This is a genomic window from Oceanobacillus piezotolerans (assembly GCF_003665065.1).
GTDB lineage: Bacteria > Bacillota > Bacilli > Bacillales > Amphibacillaceae > Oceanobacillus > Oceanobacillus piezotolerans.
In genome coordinates, this window is sequence record NZ_RCHR01000003.1 from 226815 (window position 1) to 246975 (window position 20161).

Here is a 20161-nt window from a genome sequence, read left to right on the forward strand (position 1 = left end):
TTACTAGGAGGTTTTCGCGTTGAAGTTTATTGATAACAAAGGCATTACAGATCCAATGATTAATCTTGCTATTGAAGAATATATTTTAGAAAACTTCGGTGAGAAAGATACATATTTATTATTCTATATTAATAAGCCATCTATTATTATTGGGAGAAATCAGAATACGATTGAAGAGATTAATACCGATTATGTGGATGAAAAAGGAATCAAAGTTGTTCGTCGTCTTTCTGGTGGCGGAGCTGTATATCATGATGAACAAAACCTTAACTTTAGCTTTATTACGAAGGATGACGGGGAAAGCTTCCAGAACTTTGCTAAGTTCCTTCAGCCAATTATTAAAGTATTAAATGAATTAGGAGTTCCAGCCGAACTGCAAGGACGTAATGATGTGGCTGTTGAAGGAAGAAAAATCTCAGGTAATGCCATGTTCTCTACAAAAGGACGTATGTTTAGTCACGGCACACTTATGTTAGATTCTGAGCTTGAAGAGCTTACAAAGGCATTAAAAGTGAAAAAAGAGAAAATCGCATCTAAAGGAATTAAATCTATCCGCAGCCGTGTAGCGAATATTTCTGAATATCTTGATGAAAAAGTCACGATGGAGCAGTTCAAGGAAGCAATTCTTAAGAACGTCTTTGATGTAGATGATATAAAGGATGTTCCACAATATGTTCTAACAGTTAAAGATTGGGAAAATATCCATGAAATTTCAAAAAATAGATATCAGCAATGGGAATGGAACTTTGGAAAATCTCCGTCTTATAATGTACAAGAGTCACATAAATTCCCAGCTGGTTTAGTTGATGTGCGATTAGATGTGCAAAAAGGAGTAATTGAAAATTGCAAGATTTTCGGAGACTTCTTTGGAATTGGAAATGTGAAAGACTTGGAAGAGAAATTAGTAGGAGTCCGTCATGAGCGTGGAGCAATTGAAGATGCTTTAGCAGATATTGACGTGCCACATTATTTAGGTAAAATTTCAAAAGAAGATTTTGTTGGTTTACTCTACTAACTCTTAGGAGGCTATCTTATATGGTAGCCTTTTTTTTGTGCTTGGAAATCGTGAAATTTATGGGGCTGTGTATCATTCTTAATGAGATTATGATATTTAAAAACTTGTAGTTTATGCCAAAATAGATAAGCTCCAGACTTATTATTGTGCAAAAAGACTAGGAAACACATGAAAATATGTGCTGATTTCCGCTGCGGGCAGTCGCTTTCCGCGGGCGGCTGGTGAGCCTCCTCGTGCTACGCACTGCGGGGTCTCACCTAGGCCTGTCCTCCCGCAGGAGTCGACTGCCCTCCGCTTCAATCACTGTCTATGTGGTTAGTGTTTCCTTGAATATGTTAAAGCTTTTAAAGCACCACATCAGCGGAGGAAATACACGGAGACTCCTGCGGGAAAGCGAAGACGCTGAGACCCCGCAGAGAGCGGTTTTTGCGAACGAGGAGGCTCAGCGCGAGCCCGCGGAAAGCGTAGTGTATTTCCGTAGCGGTTCTACGCACTATTTACAATTAACTTAACTGCACTTTCTATTAATTGCCAAAGGGTTAAAAAAACGAAACCAACGTAATGTATATTTAAGTCAACTCAGTGCAGCCCTTAAAACTTCCTTACTTTAAGTGTAAAATTCAAAAACTCGCAATTAATGTAAATTTATTGAAAAGATTGTCTTTTTCGCTATACTTTTGATTTTTTGTTTGATAAATTGAACGTAACGCTACTTTCTTTACATTTTACTGAACATGAAAGGAAGAATAGAATATAATGAAAATCGATTTTGATAGCTCGAATTATGAAGTTAATCCTCTTACGATGGCCATTATTACAAAAGAAGATATTAGCGGTAATCCTATAACGGTGGTGATGGAAGAGGAGGCAGAATATGTTGTTGATATGAGTCCGCGTCGAATGATGGAGTATGCTTGCAAGTTTTTCGGTTCCAGTCTGAAAGGCAGGCAGGAGGGGACTACCGGCATCAGTGGCATTACACATAAAATCCCCATTTCTATTGATCCTTCAAGTGGCATGTATTTCTTTCCTACCAATTCTCCAAACCATAGAATGTGTTCATGGATTTCACATTCTCATATTCACAAAATGAAAAAGGTAAACAATCTGCGCACAGAAGTCATCTTTAAAAATGGAAAATCTGTTGTATTAGAGGTTTCTTATGGCTCTATGTTAAATCAGGTGCAACGTACAGCGCAGTTTCGCTTCTTATTGGATAAACGAATTAAGCTTTTGCAACAGCAGCAGGTTGAGATGATTGCAGAGACAGCTCCATAAGTTCTTCGTAAATGGCCTGCACATGCTTTCGAATTGCTGGATTAAAGTAGTTTCGTTTCTCCTCATATCCATTACAAGTGAATAAATAAGATGAAAAAGAATCATTTTTATTTAATTGAACTACTTTTAATTTCTTATCCTCCATTGTTTTTCTTAGCTTTCTCCGTTCATTTAATGCATTGGATTCCATTCTTTGCAACAACTCAATATAAGGATCTTTTATTTTGAAAGCTCCATTTTGAATATGAGCAACATCTTGCTTAATCACAACAATCGCCATAGATAGAAAAAGGAACCTGGATGCTATATGTAGTTCCTCTTCTGTAAGATAGCGCATAAGATTTCCTCCTTATCGGAACGTTTGTTCCCTTTTATTATATGCTAAAAGTAAAGATAAATACAACATAAAATAAATATTTCTAGTAAAATGGAAGAAAGTAGCTATTTTTCCTATTTAGGGATTTAATATATACTAGAAAAGACATAATAGGGAATATAACAAGAAGACACTGTGCGGATGAGGGGATAAAACTACATGTATATACTGACAATTACTTTTTCGAACTGGAGAGAAATGCTGGAAAAGGAGGGGGTAGAAGGCTTTATTCAACAGCTGCTCTCACAATATGAAGGGCTTGGACCATTACCGGGTTTTTTATTGCCCTTTATTGAGGCGTTTCTGCCTTTTTTACCGTTAATTGTGTTTGTTATTGGCAACGCTGCGGCGTATGGCCTTCTAGAAGGGTTTCTCTTGTCTTGGTTAGGAGCAAGCATAGGGGCAATTTCGGTATTTTTAATTATTCGTCAATTATCCAATACAAAATGGGTACATAAAATACAACGCAATAAGCAAGTAACTGCGATTACAACGTGGGTGGATCGACGCGGATTTGGACCAATTTTTCTATTATTGGCATTTCCATTCTCGCCATCCTCCGTCATTAATGTCGTAGCTGGACTTTCAAAAATTAGTATACAACAATTTGCATTAGCTGTTTTACTTGGAAAGTCAGTCATGATTTTCTCTATCTCTTTTGTTGGTTCCAGTTTATTGGAGTTTGCTGAGAATCCGATGAAAACAATTGTGGTTGTTCTAATGATTGTTTTGTTCTGGATGATAGGAAAAATGGTAGAGAAAAGATTAGAAAAACGCAGCAAGGAAGAGGAAGTAAAAAGTATAGAGAACAGTAAGTAAGGATAAGGCAATTTTTACCCGTAACCTATTACTATATATGAGCTTTTAACTCTGTTAAAATAGAGATTAGAGGCTCTTTTTTTACGCACTGAAATGGAGGTTTTTAATAATGGGACTTCGATTTATTTTAGGACGCTCTGGAACAGGGAAAAGTGGTAGAACCCTTGATGAAATAAAAGATAAACTTCAAAAAAACCCTTTAGGTAATCCAATTTATTATATTGTTCCTGATCAAATGACTTTTCAACAAGAATATGCATTATTTAATGATACAGAACTGCAAGGAAGTATAAGAGCACAAGTTGTTAGTTTCTCGCGTCTTGCATATAGAATTCTGCAAGAAACAGGGGGAGGCACGAAGCAATTTATTAGCTCCATTGGGATTCAAATGATGCTCAGAAAAATTATAGAAGAGAAAGAAGGAGAATGGCATACCTTCCAAAAGGCGGTAGAGAAGCATGGATTCCTGCATCAGCTGGAAGAGATGATAACAGAATTCAAAAGGTATCAAGTGACTCCGGAAGTTTTACAGCTGCAAATCGACCATATGCAGAAGTTTGTTCATAAAAATACGAAAGAAGTTGCACTAACGAATAAATTACAGGACTTATTCTATATTTATGAAAAGCTCACAATCGCTTTACAGAATAACTATATTGATAGCGAGGATAGTCTTCAATTGCTTGCAGACAAAATCAGGCATACGAATGTAATAGATGGTGCAGAGGTTTATTTTGATGGCTTCCATCGATTTACTCCAAAGGAAATGCTCGTGGTTGAGCAATTAATGCAAAAGTGTAAATCTGTTACGGTGACTTTAACGCTCGACAATCCAGAAAGAGACATTGGGGAGTTAGATCTCTTTTATCAAACATCGGAAACCTATCATACTTTACAGCGATTGGCTTATGAAAATGCCATTTCCGTAGATGAAACAATCATCATGGAAACAGAAAATGGCAAATTCCGTGACCGGCCATACTTTGCTCATTTGGATCGTTATTTCGATGAACGGCCAGCACCAGTATTTGAAGGTGAAGCACCAATTCAGATTGCAGAGGCAGTCCATCCAAGAGCAGAAGTAGAGGGAGCCGCACAGGAAATTTTACGGCTGGTACGTGAGGAGAAGTATCGATTTAAGGATATAGCGGTGTTTATTCGCCAAACTGATGTATATCATGATTTAATTCATACCATTTTCACGGACTATAACATTCCTGTTTTTGTTGATGAGAAGAAACATATGCTGAACCACCCTATAATCGAATTTATTCGATCCGTATTAGATATTGTAGAGGGAAACTGGCGATATGGTGCTATTTTCCGTGTGTTAAAAACAGGATTTATTCCAATTTCAGATGAAGCATACCCCCTTAATCCAGATGCCATTGATGAGCTAGAGAATTATGTGCTGGAATATGGCATTCGGTCCAGGGAGCGCTGGTTTTCCGAAGAAGATTGGAAGTTCCAGCGATTCAGAGGCTTTGAAAAGGCGGTACAAACCAGCCAGGAAAGAGAAACACAAACAAGGCTGAACCGTTATCGAAAGCAAATTGTACAAGCATTGCAACTTTTTGACAAACAGATAAGACAGGCAAAGACGATCCGCCAGTTATGCGAGGCAACCTACTTGTTATTGGAAAGGCTTGGAGCTAGTGAGCGTTTGGAAGAAATGCGCCAATATTATGATTCTATCGGCCAGCTGGAAAAAGCAAGAGAACAGGAACAAGTATGGAATGCAATGATTCAATTATTCGATGAAATGGTAGAGATGGCCGGCGAAGAAGAAATGAGCTTAGCGACATTTCGAACCACTCTCGATGCAGGATTTGAAACCCTTCAATTCTCCCATGTCCCACCAAGCATTGACCACGTTATTGTAGGAACCATCGACCGTTCAAGAATGAGTGGAGTGAAGTGCGGATTTCTGCTAGGTGTCAATGATGGGATCTGGCCAATGAAGCCACCAAGTGATGGGATGATTAACGAGGAAGAAAGAGAATGGTTAAAAGACACAGGGATTCAACTTGCAGATAGCAGCAAACGTCAGCTGTTAGATGATTGGTTTTATATGTATCTAGCATTTACAGCGGCGACAGATCGACTATGGATCAGCTATCCATTAAGTGATAATGAAGGCAAGTCCAGAATGCCTTCCCAGCTAATTAAACGGATGGAAGGATTATTTACAGTATGCAGCAATCATATCTTGCTTCAGGATCCAGATGAGCTGGCAGAAGCTAGCCGCTTTATAACTACTCCAGTGAAAACAAGGTCTGCACTAACTGCACAGCTTGCAAGATCCAGGAAAGGTTATCCCGTAAGCCCGATATGGTGGCATGTATTGAATTGGTATATCACGAATCATCCGAAACATAGTACAACCTATAGCGTCTTACAGAGTCTGTTTTATGAAAATAAACCGCAGAGCTTGGAAAGGGATACAGTGGAAGCGTTGTATCCGAAAGAAATCAAGGCAAGTGTAAGTCGCTTAGAATCGTACTTCCGTTGTTCCTATCAGCATTTTGCTAAATATAGCTTAAAACTGGATGAACGGAAAACGTATAAGTTAGATGCACCAGATATAGGAATGCTATTCCATGAAGCTATAAAAATTATTACCGAGTGGATTCAAAGAGAAGGTAAGGACTTTAATCAATTAAATAAGAATGATGCTGAGAGCTATGCGAATAAGGCTGTAAGTAATTTATCACCCGTCCTGCAGCATCAGATATTGCATAGTTCTAATCGCTATAAATATATAAAGCAAAAGCTGCAGGAAATCATTGCAAGGGCAACCTTTATATTAAGTGAACAAGCAAGACAGAGTCACTTTTCACCGATTGGGTTAGAATTAGGGTTCGGTGAAGGAGAAACCCTGCCGCCCCTTTCTATGAAGCTGCCAAACGGCTATGAATTAATGCTCAGGGGCCGTATTGACCGGGTTGACAAGGCAACGAACATGGATGATCTCTATTTAAGGATTATTGATTATAAATCCAGTGCAAGAGGTTTAAACCTTTTGGAAGTGTATTATGGACTAGCATTACAAATGCTTGCCTATTTGGATGTTGTCTTAACACATTCTGAGAGATGGCTAAAACAAAAGGCAACCCCTGCAGGAGTACTTTATTTCCATGTGCATAATCCAATGATTTCGAAGAGCAAGCGAATTAGTAATGACGAAATTGAAAAAGAAATATTTAAGCATTATAAGATGAAAGGATTAATCCTTTCAAATGAAGAGATTGTAAAAATGATGGATACGACACTAGAAGGAAATACGAGCCAGATTATTCCTGCCGGGCTGAAAAAGGATGGATCATTTGATTCGCGTTCTAAAGTAGCTTCAAATGAGACCTTTGAAAGTCTGCAGAATCATATTCATCATTTGCTGCAGGATGCAGGGATTCATATTACATCTGGGGAAGTTGATTTGAATCCTTATCAGCATAAGAACAATGTTGCCTGCACCTACTGTCCATTTCTATCTGTATGTCAATTCGATCCTATTCTGGAAGAGAATAATTATCGAAAATTAAAAGATATGAAAGATGATGAAGTATTAGAAAGAATTAGTGAGGAGGCGAAATTAGATGGTTAATTGGACACCAGAACAAGAAGAAGCCATTTATTCAGATGGCAGTGATATTTTAGTTGCAGCTGCTGCAGGTTCTGGAAAAACTGCAGTTCTTGTTGAAAGAATCATTCAGAAGCTGCTTAATAAAAGTAAACCCATTGATATCGATTCCTTACTAGTCGTTACATTTACAAATGCTGCTGCACAGGAGATGCGTAACCGTGTTGGGGAGGCATTAGAAGAAGCTCTAGAGAGAAATCCAGAATCTAATCATCTGAAGAAGCAATTGGCTTTATTACAGCGTGCTTCGATCTCTACGCTTCACTCCTTTTGCTTGGAGGTTGTAAGACAATATGCTTATTTGCTGGAGATCGATCCAGCATTTCGAATCGCTGATGATATGGAAGCAGATTTATTAAAGCAGGAAGTGATGGACGATTTATTTGAAGAGTGGTATGGCTTAGAAGGACAAGAATTAGCAGCATTCTTCTCTGTAGTTGATCGATTCTCGACGGACCGAAGTGATCTAGAAGTAGAAAATGTCATTCTTGACTTATATACATTTGCCATGCAGAATCCTTGGCCATTACAATGGCTTGATTCGCTAGCAGACAGCTATCGGGTTCCCTCAGATTGGAAAGAAGAGGATTTAGACTGGTTGAACCTCATGAAGCTGGAAGTCCGAAATCAATTTCACGCCATTGAACAGGAGATGAAGCTCGCTTTAGACATTACAAGGGAAAGTGATGGACCATATCAATATGCAGAAACGATTGATAGTGATCTTGCTAATTTAAGCGAAGCACTTACGAATCTCGATTCATGGGACAGTTTGCAAGCGTTTATGACGAACAGTAAATTTGCAAGGCTTTCCGGTAAAAAGCAGGATTGTGATGAAACGAAGAAGGAAAAGGTTAAAAACTTAAGGAAAAGCTATAAAGATCGTTGGACAGATATGAAGGATAAATGGTTTAATCGATCTTTATCAGCTCATATAGAAGACATGAATGAGCTTGCTCCAGTAGTAAAAGAATTAACCGAACTTGTAAAACAGTTTGCGGTGAAGTTCAGCGAGCAAAAGAGAGAAAGGGCTATAGTAGATTTTTCCGACTTAGAACATTTCTGTTTGCAGCTTTTAATCGACGATGCGTCCACAAAGAATGATATTTTACCTTCCAGTGTAGCGGTACACTTTCAAGAGAAGTTCAGTGAAGTATTAGTCGACGAGTATCAGGATACAAACCTTGTTCAGGAAACGATTCTTATGCTCGTCAGCGATCAGGATGGTCCTGGTAACCGATTTATGGTTGGGGATGTGAAACAAAGTATTTATCGTTTTCGCCATGCAGAACCATCGCTCTTTATCGAGAAATATAAGCAATTTGAACAAGAGGATACAGCAGGGAAACGAATCGACTTAGCCAGAAACTTCCGAAGTCGGGAAGAGGTTTTAAATGGTGCGAATTATATTTTTAAGCAAATACTCGATGAAAAATTAGGTGATATTGATTACGATGAAAAGGCTGAACTAATATATGGGAATAAAGGTTATGATGACTATCCATTCCAACAGCCATCACCTGAATTAATCATTATCGATCGAGAGCAGCCGGAGGAGAAAGAAGCTGAGGTATCGGAGGATACAGAGAACTTCCAGGACTTGGAAAAGGCGCAAATTGAAGCCAGAGCCTATGCTGCAAAAATAAAAAGCTGGATAGGGACAGATAATAGCGTGCCATTACAGGTTTTTGATAAAAACGCTGGAATGCAGCGTGACATTCAATATCGGGATATTGTTATATTACTTCGCTCTATGACTTGGGCTCCAACGATAGTAGATGAATTGAAGAAACAAGGGATCCCTGTATACGCAGAGATTTCAACAGGTTATTTTGAAGCAATTGAAGTGAAAATCATGATTAGTCTGCTTAAGGTTATTGATAACCCGAGACAGGATATCCCACTTGCCTCTGTATTAAAGTCTCCTATTGTAGGTCTAACAGAAGACGAAATGGCGAAGGTGAGATTGGCGGATAAGCAAAACAATTATTATGATGCTCTAAAGAAATACAAAGAGGAAAACAGCAACGAAACAGTAGATCGAATTGCCTCCTTCCTAGAGCAGCTAAATCAGTTTCGGTTAGCATCCAGACAAGGGGCTCTCTCTGAGTTGATTTGGGATATCTACCGTCAAACAGGTTATTATGATTTTGTCGGAGGGATGCCTGGAGGTCGTCAACGGCAAGCGAATCTCCGTGCATTGTATGACAGAGCAAGAGGGTATGAATCCACCTCATTCCGTGGTCTTTTCCGCTTTCTCAGGTTTATTGAACGGATGGAGGAACGTGGAGATGATCTTGGTGCAGCCAGAGCACTAAGTGAACAAGAAGATGTCGTTCGAATTATGACTATTCATAAAAGCAAAGGATTAGAATTCCCTGCCGTTATTATAGGAGCATTGGATAAGCAGTTTAATATGCGCGATTTAACAGATAAATACTTGCTTCATAAAGATTTAGGTTTCGCAAGCAAGTACATTGATCCAGACAAGCGAATTATGTACCCAACGCTTTATTATCATGCACTAAATGGAGAGAAGAAGCGCGAGTTATTAGCGGAAGAAATGAGGGTACTGTATGTTGCGCTTACAAGAGCGAAAGAAAAGCTCGTAATGATCGGAAGTGTCTCTTCATTTGCTAAGAAGATAGAAAAGTGGCAGCGGATGGTTGATTTTTCCCAGTGGATATTGCCAGCATATTTCCGAATGGAAGCAAAGACATACCTGGATTGGGTAGGACCTGCGCTGATACGTCACCAAGATAGTGGGGCACTTCGAACAGAAGACGTGGATGACATTGTCTTAGATTCTATTAAAGCCAATCCATCTAAATGGGAGATTTCCATCTATCATGCAAGCGAGTTTACCAATTTAGAAGATACTTCAGCTAACGATACTGGGTTACTAAAAGAAAAGCTCACCAATTGGGAGAAGGTGGACGTAGAAGATGAAAAACTTGAACAGCTTGTTGAAGAGCGATTATCTTTTACCTATCCACATGAAGTTGCTGCTCTTTCACGTGCAAAGCAGTCGGTGACTGAAATTAAGAGGCAGCGCGCATTAAGAGATGAATATAGTGCGGAGCAATTCATTAAACCGTTTCAAGCACCTATTATAAAGCGTCCTGCCTTTATGCAAAAGGAAAAAACAATTACAGCAGCTGAAAAAGGGACCGCTATGCATACGGTGATGCAGCATATTCCGTTAAAAGAGCCATTAACCGCGGAAGAAATTGAGGAGTATTTAGAGGTTTTGGTGGAAAAAGAAATCTTAACCAATCAAGAAGCGGATATCATCGACATTAGAGCGATTCAGCAGTTCTTCCACAGTGATATTGCTGCCTTTATGATGAAACAAGAATCTTCTATTCAAAGAGAAGTACCTTTTAGCTTAACATTGGATGCAAGTGAAGTATATGCGAACTGGTCAGGAGCAGATGACCGCGTTCTGATTCAAGGGATCATAGATTGTCTTATTCCTTATGAAGATGGATGGGTTATTCTTGATTATAAAACAGATGCTATTTTTCAGGAGCTTACAGATAAAGTGAAGCAGCAATTACTGGAGCGATATGAGGTACAAATTAATTTATATCGTCATGCTGTAGAACAAATTACGAAGATGCCTGTAAAAGCAACGTATCTTTACTTCTTTGCAAAGCAATTAGAACTGGAAGTACCGAGGAAGCATTAAAACAGCTAGCTTTTTTTGCTAGCTGTTTTTTTATGCATTGGCGGTTTGAGTCTGGTCATTAACATCTGGATCTGAAATACCAGTTGCACTGAAACCATTATTCGTATTAATAAAATCACCAGTATTAAATGAGCCGGAACCAGTACTTGTTTTTCCGGTACTCTTAGGTGATAAATAAAAGGAATCTCCGAAATTAGCTACTCCACCGGTAGTAATACTATTAATTTTTAGTGGGCCAACAATAGATGGCATGTTCTTACACCTCTTTTTTATCGTAATTATCGTTTGCCTGTGAAGCTTATCTCTCAAGCATACGAAAATGCTTTATTCGTGATTCTGCTCGAATATGCTCTAAACTTCCGATTTGTAAGACGGAAGAGGTGCTTACCCCTATAATATTAACGTTTTGTACTTGAATGACAGGGGAATGGTGATAAGTGTGTTTTCTTACTGTAGTTCGTTGCTTAGGCCATACAGCATCTCTTTTAAAAATAGGATAATCCTCAAATTGTAAATCAAAATCGGCCAGGGATCCTTCTTTTTGAACGGCAATGCCTCTTGATTTTTGATTAGATTGATTGGTATCCCCAATATTAAATATCGCACTAGTAGAGAAGGAGGTCACCTGTACGGTATCTACTTCAGAAGTACGCTTATTCATCTTTCTCTCCCTTCAAGGTTGTTTAAAATGCTTCTTCTTAATATAATCGCAGTAAAACCTCACTGTATAGACTATAACTTTATTCTGCATTACGTGACAGACTGACTAAAATGCCGCGTCCTGAGGATGCGATTCCTTGCCCCTATAGATTTGTAGCAATATCGGCACAGCATCCCTGTCGTAATACCTTATCTTGTAACCGATGAGGTGAATTCAAGAAAGGTAGTGGTGGACGAGCTACAAGTCAAAAACCGATTTGACTTAGTCCTGCCGGCCTCTCTCTCTATGATGCCAACAATCATTGGGAAGAAAAGGGGGTCCCCCTCTGATTTATAGTTTACTTTATTGTGGGGCTAGTGGTACAAGGCTTGCTACTGTAAAGCTTTCAGGGGGAGTATCAAAAAAAGAAGAAAGAACGATTTCTTCATTATCCCCAATCAAAAATACAGAAGCAGAAGACACGGATCCAATTTGAACATTGCCAACGCATAGTCCCCAATTGTGGATTTCCATTATCATTGGTCTTCTCCTTTTTGTAAATTTTTCATATATCTTGCTAGTGACTGATGAATTTCATCTTTAATTTTAGTTGAGATATAACGTTGAAGATGTTCTTCAGATAGGTTTCCCATTGAATTTATAGCTTCTTGCTTGTAATAAGAAATTCTGCCAGGGATTTGTTTACTAATATCCTCTAATAGTAAATCATGATTAAATGTTTGATGATTTAACCCTTCTTTTTCAGAAAGGTTGCGAATTAGTTCTGGACCATTGTTTTGAATAAATCCCTGGATCTCACTCTGTAATTGCTGCTGAAATGGTGGTCTAGGCTGATTCGTTGTATTAGGAAGCGTTATATCGTCCATCTTCTGCAATTCTTCAGGGGAAATACCGATATGAAGTGTTCCAGATAACGTATCTACTTTTAATTGATCGAACTTGTATTCCACTTTTTCAATCGAAGTTGTAGGCTTATTTTTAAAATCTGATTCTAGTTTCTCTAATCGTTCGGTTAACGATTGTATCATGGTATCCTGCCTCTGGATATATTGCCATAGCTGATCGATATAATAATTCCAATTGTTATCGTACATGTAAAAATCCCCTTTAACGTAACAATAATCTTCTTAGACTTATGCCTAGAAATAGTCTATGCAAGCAAAATAATTTTGTTAGCTTTAAGGGGAAAGAGGGACAAGTGGTGGGGTTTCCTCTACCTCAGTTGCCACTTCTGCTGTTTTAGCCTCTTCAGTAAAACCTCCTGTATTATATTGCTCCGACTGCCCTTGAATGCTCCCTGTACTTCCAATTTGAACAACGGATGAATTGGTAATGGAACCTATTTTTAATAGATGAATGTTAATGGATTGATGGATAGTAAAGTGCATAGGAATCCTCCTGTTACCCTATATTAGGCTGGTCAATATTATCAGGATCATTTACATATGTTTGTGAGTTGTTAAGATTAACGTGAATTCCGTTACCTGTATTAAATGAGCCACCTCCAGCATATGTTTTTGCTGAACTGGTAGGACTTATGGAATAAACATCTCCGATATGAAGAATACTGGAAAAGGTTACTGTAATAACTTTGACAGCACCAACTTTTGCAGGCATAAACAATCCTCCTCTAAGTTATTTTATGTATTTAGTTAAAAAAGTTGAAGGAAGAAACGGGTTGATTGTGGTATTTTGGAATAAGGGGGGATGGTTGGATGAATACTGCTTTACCGATAAGAGGAAAGAATCGATTAGAATGGATTGATGCTGCAAGAGGTTTTGCTGTATTTGGTATTTTTATAGTTAACATTGGCTCTTTTAGTGCCCCATACTTTTTATACGGGGGAGGAGATCGTGTTTGGAATGAACCTGTGGATTCATTTATTAGAATAATAATCGATATCTTTTTTCAAGCTAGCTTTTATACATTATTTTCCCTTTTATTCGGGTTTGGTTACCAAATCATGAGTGAAAGGTTACGAGCAAAGAATATTTCTTTATATCCTTTCTTAATAAGGAGAATGAGTATTTTATTTGGATTTGGATTGATTCATGCCTTTGTAATTTGGTATGGTGATATTTTATTAACATATAGCGTTGTAGGATTTATCCTTTTATTGTTTATAAATGTCCGCTCCAAATATCTATTATGGGTTGCTGTGATTTTATTAGGAAGCAGTGTATCTTTTATAACATTTGTATATTATATTGCAAGGGATTATTTAGGTGTATCGAATCAAGCTGCCATCAACGAAGCCTTCGCGAATTACCAAAGTCGCAACTTTTTCCTGATTTGGGAACAGAATTATACCGATTGGATGTATGCAAATGGCGGAATTGGCATTATTTTCCTAGTGATGACAATCCTTCCTTTGTTTTTAATTGGAATGTACATAGCAAGAAAGCGTTTGCTTCATGAACCAGAGAACTATCGTGCAATATTGTGGAAGATTTGGTCCGTATCTTTTGTTATTTTTATCCTATTGAAGATGGGCCCTTATCTATTTGATAATCCACCGTGGTTTTCCTATATTCAGGATAATGTAGGTGGAGGTGCATCTGCTATTTTTTATATTGTAAGCATGACATTGCTTGCACAAAGCAATCGAGGAAAGCGGATGACCAGAGCCTTTACCTATGTAGGCAGAATGGCACTTACCAGTTATATTACACAATCTATTTTTCTATTCTTATTGTCTTATGGAATAGGGTTATATGGTTCTATCTCTCCTCTAGTGGGAATAATCATTGTGATTCTGTTTTATTCTTTACAAGTTCTTTTTAGCAAGTGGTGGTTTATGCGCTATCAATTCGGTCCATTAGAATGGGTATGGCGAAGTCTTACCTATTGGAAACGTCAACCATTTAAACGATCTTAGTAAAGGTTTATAAATGATTTATTAAAGCTGACATGGTATCATAACGGTAGTAATCTACTTAATTCTATTCGTGTAGAGAGAGAAAGTAGAAAAAGGAGAGGATACATATATGAACACGCATATGCACATTACATCATGGGTACTAGGATTTATTTTATTTATTATTGCCTACATGTTAATAAAACAAGGCAAACAAAAACAAGCGAAAATAGTACATATGATACTGCGTTTGGATTACTTGTTTATTCTTTATACAGGTGGAACTTTAACTGCTAATTACATTGTAAATGCTCAAATGCCTATGTTAGCAGAAGCAATTACGAAAGCGTTAGCTGGTATATGGCTAATTGCCGCAATGGAAATCATTTTGGTGAAAATCAACAAAGGAAAATCCGCTAAGAGTGGATGGATTCAATTTATTATCGCATTAATTCTTGTGCTAATATTAGGTTTCGCTCGTTTGCCTTATGGGATAGCGCCATAATAAAATACAAAGAGGAAGGTTGCCTTCGTTAAGGCAGCCTTTTCGTTTTGTGAAAAGTGAAAGATTTTTAACAATAGTATGATTTATATTGACTAAAGATTGGTTTAGTTAATAATAAAAATAGAAATACAAATGCTGGGAGAATTTAACATGAAGAAAAGATATGGGGTATTTGTTATCGCTCTGCTGCTTTTATTTGGTTTCAATGGAAACGCTGTAGTAGCAGAAGGGAATCAATTGCAAGAGGAAATTATCTATGGAATATTAGTGGATCGCTTTAATAATGGGAATTATGAAAATGATAAAAGAGTAGAAATTGAGAATCCAGCTGCTTATCATGGCGGTGATTTTCAAGGGATAATTGATAGACTTGATGGATTAAAAGAAATTGGGATAACTACTATTACATTGTCACCCCTTATGCAAAATGCAGAAGGAGGCTACCATGGTTATTGGGTGGAAGATTTTAAAGCAATGGAAGAACGGTTTGGAACAATCGAGGAACTCAACACATTAATAGAAGAGGCTCACCAGCGTGACATAAAGGTATTGATGGAGCTAGTAACAAACTATGCTGCAAAGTCTAACCCAATCGTCACGGATCCTTCCAATGAAGATTGGATAAATACCATGGATATAACCGAACCAGAATGGACTTCAAATGTAGTTCAACTAAACTTAGAAAATCCAGAGGTAAAAGAATATATCATTAATGCAGCTGAATTCTGGGTGGAAGAGACGGACCTGGATGGTTTGAAACTGCACGCTGTTGATCAAACACCACTATCATTTCTTCAGCAATTGACACAAAGCTTAAAGGAAACCGATTCAGAGTTGTATTTGCTGGGGGATATTCTGGTTACAGATGAAAATAACGAGGAAATAATTGCTGAGACAGAAATAGATGCGATAGAAAATGTCGCTTTATACGAAGCGATGACTGAAGTCTTTTCAGAACCAACTGCACATGTTTCTAAGGTTTACGAAACATGGGAACAAACACAACAGAATCTTGATTTATTGTTTTTAGATGATATGGATACAGAACGATTTACTCAGCAATTCTCTGGAAATGGGAGAAATGCTGTAACAAGCTGGACATTGGCTCTCACTTATATGTATACTTCTCCGGGAGTTCCGGTTCTATTTCAAGGATCAGAATTTGCTATGTATGGAAGAAATGCAGAAGAATCCCAACGTTTGGTTCAGTTTAATAGCGGGGAACCTGAACTGCAGGAATTTTTTTCACGAATCGCTTCATTGCGCTCCGAATTCCCAGCTTTACAACATGGCGACTTTGAAATAGTCGGTTCAAATGGGGCCATGAGTGTGTTCAAACGTACCTATGATGGAGAGACCATGTTTATCGCTATTAATAATGATAGTGAATCGAAATATATTGATGTTAGTGATATTGAACCAGGTATGCAGCTTCGTGGATTTTTGGGGGATAATATTGTTCGGGAAAATGAGAATGGCACATACCGAGTGGGAGTTCCGAGGGAGTCAGTCGAGGTTTATGCACTTCAACCTGATGTGGGTTTAAATTGGGGACTAATATCGTTATCTGGTGGTATTATTCTATTGTTTATATTTGGTGTTTCTTACCTAAGTTTTAAACAGAAAAGAAGAGAAGCGCAAAAGATTTCTTAATTTTAAAGTCAATAAGTGCCCGAAAGAATGGGAAGAGGAAGTGTTGAATTACTCCTAACAGATTGAGAACAAGATTCTCAATCTGTTATTTTATTAAATTTTGAAGTTTTACCAATAAACTTTCCCTATCTGTTAATTGCCTTCCTAATTTCCACGGATAAATGCAGTTGTGGTCCCACCTTAAATACTATACCAGGTTGGATAACTATACTGGGGCTTTTGATCCCCCATTATTATGTTTCATTTTCATTTTATCCCACCTTGTAAATGGTGTACTTATAGATACTCATAGAGAAAAAAAGCCCTAATAGGACTTTTGATAGTATTGTTGGGTTTCGTATGCCGATGTTGCACCTTGCTTATGAAGGTATGCAAAGATGTTTCGGTAATCATTTGGTTCAATTTTACCTGTAATATATTTTTGCTGATAGTAGTCTAATAAATTGTTAATCGTATCTGGAGAATAATGTCGTTCACTAATAAAAGTATCTACTAAATCATGAATATGCATGTTTTTCCTCCTTATTAAGATTCATTCGTTTAATCTATAATATGAAGTAAATAACTAACTCATGATAGTTGTTTCTCTAAGCTCATTAATAATGTAATGCAGAAGGATTATTATTTACCTTTTTAGGGTAGTGATAAAACTAGGTATTACATAATGAAAAAAAGAAGAATAAACCTGCTATATATTAGGGCATGTTTCTCTTCTTTTCAAAGGATTAAATTATTATTTTACTTTGTTGGAGAAGAACAGAGCGATTGTCCCTGGACCAGCATGTGCACCTATTGCAGAACCTACCATTTCAATTACAATATCTTCTTCTCTTACTCCGAATTTATCTTGAATCATAGAGGAAAGTTGTTGTGCACGTTCTAAATCATCACCATGACTAATTCCAATTGTTTGTTTGGTAAAATCGTTCCCTCTTTGTTCCATAATTTCAAGCATCCGGCCTAAAACTTTTTTAGAACCGCGAATTTTCTCTAATGGAATGAGTTTGCCATCTTCTACATGAAGGAGAGGTTTTATCTTTAATAAAGAGCCAACAAATGCGGCTGTTTTACTCACTCTTCCACCACGATAAAGGTATTCCAAGTCATCTACTGTAAAAATATGTTCCATATGTTCAGCCTGGAAAGTAACATCTTCTATTAATTCTTCAAGACTAGCACCTTGTTTAGCAAGCTTAGCTGCATGTAAAACAACGAGCCCGTATCCTATAGAAGCACATTTTGTGTCCACAACATGAATAGGGGCATCTGGGTATTCTTCTTTTACTTCTTGTTCCATCATCTTAGCTGTCTGATACGTGCCTGATAGTTGTGAAGAAAAAGCAATATATAGCAGAGGCTGGTTCGTTTTTGCATGGGAAGTAAAAACAGACTTAAAGGTTTGTGGAGAAACCTGCGATGTTTTAGGAGAGCTTCCGTTCCTCATAGCTTCATAAACTGTTTTGGGTTGAATGGTTTTTCCATCTTCATATTCTTTTTCTTCTAAATGAACAGTTAATGATACCATTTCAATGTTATATTCGTTATAATGAGTTTTTGTTAAATCACAAGCAGAATCTGCCAGTATTTTTACCGTCATTTTCATCACCTACATAAATATTAGTTAATTACTGTGTACTTCAATAGCAGATTGCCAACTATGTAAACTTTTATTAAGAACTTGAGGTAATCTGCTTTCTAAAAAGCATCACTTTAATATCTTTAAGTTTATATGGAGATAAGAATTAAGTCAAAGTTTAATAAAAACAAGGAAAGGAGTTATTCGTCATGTTTATGGTAGAAGCAAAAAGAATTATTATCGTCATAATAGGAGCCTTGCTAAATGCAGTTTCATTAAATTATTTCTTAATTGGAGCAAATGTTTATGCCAGTGGATTTACTGGTGCCGCACAATTAATTTCCAGCTTTTTTATTGACTACCTTGGTATCGGTTTAAGTACAGGTATCCTATTATTCGTTCTTAATATACCGGTATTAATATTAGGATGGTATAGAGTTGGAAGAGGATTCACCATATATAGTATTGTTTCCGTTGTCTGCTCCACTATATTTTTGGAAATCCTTCCTGTAGTAAGTTTGTCTGAAGACATAATATTAAATGCAGTATTTGGTGGAGTAATTAGTGGTATAGGGATTGGCTTTACACTGAAGCATGGTGCTTCTACTGGTGGTTTGGATATCATTGCAATGATATTATCAAGGAAAAAAGACAAACCTATAGGCAATTACTTTATGCTCATGAATGGTATAATAATTGTATTATCCGGAGTCCTGTATGAGCCAGAAAATGCTTTATATACAATGGTAACTTTGTACGTATCGACAAGAGTTATTGATGCGATTCATACACGCCATGAAAAAGTCACTGCAATGATTATTACGTTAAAAGCTGATGAATTGCAACAGGCTATTCACAAGCGGTTGGTTCGTGGGATTACAATTCTTCCTGCCAAAGGTGCGTATACAAAATCAGAAAAAAGTATGTTGTATTTAGTTATTACACGATATGAACTGTATGATTTAGAACAAGTCATCAATGAAGTAGATCCTCATGCGTTTACCAATATTGTAGAAACAGCTGGTATCTATGGACTCTTCAGAAAAGATTAAGGGAGTTAAAGGTAAATGAAGCACTTCATTAGTATCTTGCTTATTGGAATGATATTAGTTGGTTGTGGAAATAGTGAAGTTACTGAAAACGCAGGAGAATCGAGTGGTAAAGAGCCGTTTCTCGAAATGAGGAATATTCATTTACAAGTAGAAGAGATGGAAGTTAATGTAACTGCAGAAGTCAGTACCGAAGAAGACTATATATACTATTCGATTGCACAGGGAGAGGAAGTTCTTGTGAAAGAAAAAAGGATAGAAGGGGTAAGAGAAGACTCTCCTTGGACAAGTATTGAAATTGAAGAACGATTAAAGGATATTACATCAACAAAGGAGAATATTCCTGTACTATCCATCTATGTGAAAAACGAAGCAGGAGAAGCGATTAATCCTAATTACATACCAATCTATCCGGAGGTAGAATAAAGAAAAAGGCTGATGCATGTCAGCCTTTTTCTTTATTGACTAGGAAATTTTAAAATAAACGACCTGTGGATATTTCTTATCATTAAGAAAAGCCACGTCCGGCTCCAGCGCCCAGCAACTAGCAAACTTCACACTCCTCCACTACGATAAGTCAACATCGACTCCCTACGGTCGTCGTGTTTCCTTTATCTCATTGCGGAGCGCTCCAGTTTGTACGTTGCTAAACGGGCGCTTGCGCCTTTGTTCTCTTGCAAATAATCACTTGTGTTTAAATGTTGAGTCAATAGGTAAACAGTTCACTAATTAATTATTGCTCCCTGTATGTAATAATTAGTACTTGTATTTTTCAAATACATTCAATACGAGTGGTGTTAGATCGTCCCATTCAACGTCAAATTTTTTATTTACAGTTATAAAGTTTTGATAACCAAACACATTATCCACACCATCAACTTGCATCAAGTCATTTAGAATGGCATGTTCACTTGTATCACCCGGCATTACAGAAATACTGTTTGTACCTTCAAAAATGACACTATCAGTAGAAAATTTCACTGCATTAGGGTTTGGTGTAGGTTCTACGCGAACTCCCATTAAAAAATCTCCTCCTAAAA

At 37.4% G+C, this 20161-nt stretch carries 20 protein-coding genes; 10 read left to right on the plus strand and 10 right to left on the minus strand.

Features of this window, described 5'->3' with window-relative positions; translation table 11 throughout:
- The first annotated feature begins 19 nt into the window (after nt 1–19).
- Both lplA and D8M04_RS09160 read left to right on the plus strand, forming a co-directional pair.
- Nucleotides 20–1015 (plus strand): lipoate--protein ligase, encoded by a 996-nt coding sequence (gene lplA / locus D8M04_RS09155; protein WP_121522620.1) that lies wholly within the window; start codon nt 20–22, stop codon nt 1013–1015.
- 756 nt (nt 1016–1771) lie between these two features.
- The gene (locus D8M04_RS09160) at nt 1772–2293 is read left to right on the plus strand and encodes a competence protein ComK (protein WP_121522621.1); all 522 of its coding nucleotides are present in this window, start codon (nt 1772–1774) and stop codon (nt 2291–2293) included.
- On the opposite strand, the gene D8M04_RS09165 is transcribed toward D8M04_RS09160, so the two are convergent.
- Nucleotides 2241–2630, minus strand: a complete 390-nt coding sequence (locus tag D8M04_RS09165) for a YhjD family protein (protein ID WP_121522622.1) — start codon at nt 2628–2630, stop codon at nt 2241–2243. The genes D8M04_RS09160 and D8M04_RS09165 overlap by 53 nt on opposite strands.
- Nucleotides 2631–2828: 198 nt before the next feature.
- Here D8M04_RS09165 and D8M04_RS09170 point away from each other — a divergent pair, with 198 nt between their 5' ends.
- From D8M04_RS09170 to addA, 3 genes are all read left to right on the plus strand, one after another.
- The gene (locus D8M04_RS09170) at nt 2829–3488 is read left to right on the plus strand and encodes a TVP38/TMEM64 family protein (protein WP_121522623.1); all 660 of its coding nucleotides are present in this window, start codon (nt 2829–2831) and stop codon (nt 3486–3488) included.
- 109 nt (nt 3489–3597) lie between these two features.
- Entirely contained in the window at nt 3598–7092 is a 3495-nt protein-coding gene (addB, locus tag D8M04_RS09175; RefSeq protein WP_121522624.1) for a helicase-exonuclease AddAB subunit AddB, read from the plus strand.
- Nucleotides 7085–10819: a helicase-exonuclease AddAB subunit AddA gene (addA, locus tag D8M04_RS09180; RefSeq protein WP_121522625.1), complete on the plus strand. Its 3735-nt coding sequence runs from the start codon at nt 7085–7087 to the stop codon at nt 10817–10819. The genes addB and addA overlap by 8 nt, the downstream gene beginning before the upstream one ends.
- Nucleotides 10820–10849: 30 nt before the next feature.
- Here addA and D8M04_RS09185 read toward each other — a convergent pair whose 3' ends face one another.
- The 6 genes from D8M04_RS09185 to D8M04_RS09210 all read right to left on the minus strand — a co-directional run bounded on the left by D8M04_RS09185 (nt 10850) and on the right by D8M04_RS09210 (nt 13097).
- The gene (locus D8M04_RS09185) at nt 10850–11071 is read right to left on the minus strand and encodes a spore germination protein (protein WP_121522626.1); all 222 of its coding nucleotides are present in this window, start codon (nt 11069–11071) and stop codon (nt 10850–10852) included.
- Nucleotides 11072–11117: 46 nt separating this feature from the next.
- On the minus strand, nt 11118–11480 hold the full coding sequence (locus D8M04_RS09190; protein WP_121522627.1) for a spore germination protein GerPE: 363 nt from the start codon (nt 11478–11480) through the stop codon (nt 11118–11120).
- Between the two features lie 342 nt (nt 11481–11822).
- Entirely contained in the window at nt 11823–11999 is a 177-nt protein-coding gene (locus D8M04_RS09195; protein WP_121522628.1) for a spore gernimation protein GerPD, read from the minus strand.
- Nucleotides 11996–12574, minus strand: a complete 579-nt coding sequence (gene gerPC, locus D8M04_RS09200) for a spore germination protein GerPC (protein ID WP_121522629.1) — start codon at nt 12572–12574, stop codon at nt 11996–11998. The genes D8M04_RS09195 and gerPC overlap by 4 nt, the downstream gene beginning before the upstream one ends.
- A gap of 84 nt (nt 12575–12658) precedes the next feature.
- Entirely contained in the window at nt 12659–12868 is a 210-nt protein-coding gene (locus tag D8M04_RS09205; RefSeq protein ID WP_121522630.1) for a spore germination protein GerPB, read from the minus strand.
- Nucleotides 12869–12881: 13 nt separating this feature from the next.
- Nucleotides 12882–13097, minus strand: coding sequence for a spore germination protein (locus D8M04_RS09210; RefSeq protein WP_121522631.1), 216 nt, complete (start codon nt 13095–13097; stop codon nt 12882–12884).
- A gap of 98 nt (nt 13098–13195) precedes the next feature.
- Between D8M04_RS09210 and D8M04_RS09215 the strand changes: the two genes are divergently transcribed.
- The 3 genes from D8M04_RS09215 to D8M04_RS09225 all read left to right on the plus strand — a co-directional run bounded on the left by D8M04_RS09215 (nt 13196) and on the right by D8M04_RS09225 (nt 16496).
- Complete coding sequence (locus D8M04_RS09215; RefSeq protein ID WP_121522632.1) at nt 13196–14359, plus strand: DUF418 domain-containing protein; 1164 nt, start codon at nt 13196–13198, stop codon at nt 14357–14359.
- Nucleotides 14360–14468: 109 nt separating this feature from the next.
- Nucleotides 14469–14843, plus strand: coding sequence for a YisL family protein (locus D8M04_RS09220; RefSeq protein ID WP_121522633.1), 375 nt, complete (start codon nt 14469–14471; stop codon nt 14841–14843).
- 150 nt (nt 14844–14993) lie between these two features.
- On the plus strand, nt 14994–16496 hold the full coding sequence (locus tag D8M04_RS09225; RefSeq protein ID WP_121522634.1) for an alpha-amylase family glycosyl hydrolase: 1503 nt from the start codon (nt 14994–14996) through the stop codon (nt 16494–16496).
- A gap of 304 nt (nt 16497–16800) precedes the next feature.
- On the opposite strand, the gene yppF is transcribed toward D8M04_RS09225, so the two are convergent.
- Both yppF and D8M04_RS09235 read right to left on the minus strand, forming a co-directional pair.
- Entirely contained in the window at nt 16801–17007 is a 207-nt protein-coding gene (gene yppF, locus D8M04_RS09230) for a YppF family protein (protein ID WP_121522635.1), read from the minus strand.
- A gap of 222 nt (nt 17008–17229) precedes the next feature.
- Nucleotides 17230–18093: a DegV family protein gene (locus D8M04_RS09235; protein ID WP_121522636.1), complete on the minus strand. Its 864-nt coding sequence runs from the start codon at nt 18091–18093 to the stop codon at nt 17230–17232.
- A 188-nt stretch (nt 18094–18281) separates the two neighbouring features.
- On the opposite strand from D8M04_RS09235, the gene D8M04_RS09240 reads away from it, so the two are divergent.
- Nucleotides 18282–19124 carry a YitT family protein gene (locus D8M04_RS09240; protein ID WP_121522637.1) on the plus strand — a complete coding sequence of 281 codons (843 nt, stop codon included), beginning with the start codon at nt 18282–18284 and terminating at the stop codon, nt 19122–19124.
- Nucleotides 19125–19139: 15 nt separating this feature from the next.
- Nucleotides 19140–19547, plus strand: a complete 408-nt coding sequence (locus D8M04_RS09245; RefSeq protein WP_121522638.1) for a hypothetical protein — start codon at nt 19140–19142, stop codon at nt 19545–19547.
- Nucleotides 19548–19877: 330 nt separating this feature from the next.
- Here D8M04_RS09245 and D8M04_RS09250 read toward each other — a convergent pair whose 3' ends face one another.
- On the minus strand, nt 19878–20141 hold the full coding sequence (locus tag D8M04_RS09250; protein ID WP_121522639.1) for a NifU N-terminal domain-containing protein: 264 nt from the start codon (nt 20139–20141) through the stop codon (nt 19878–19880).
- Nucleotides 20142–20161 lie beyond the last annotated feature (20 nt).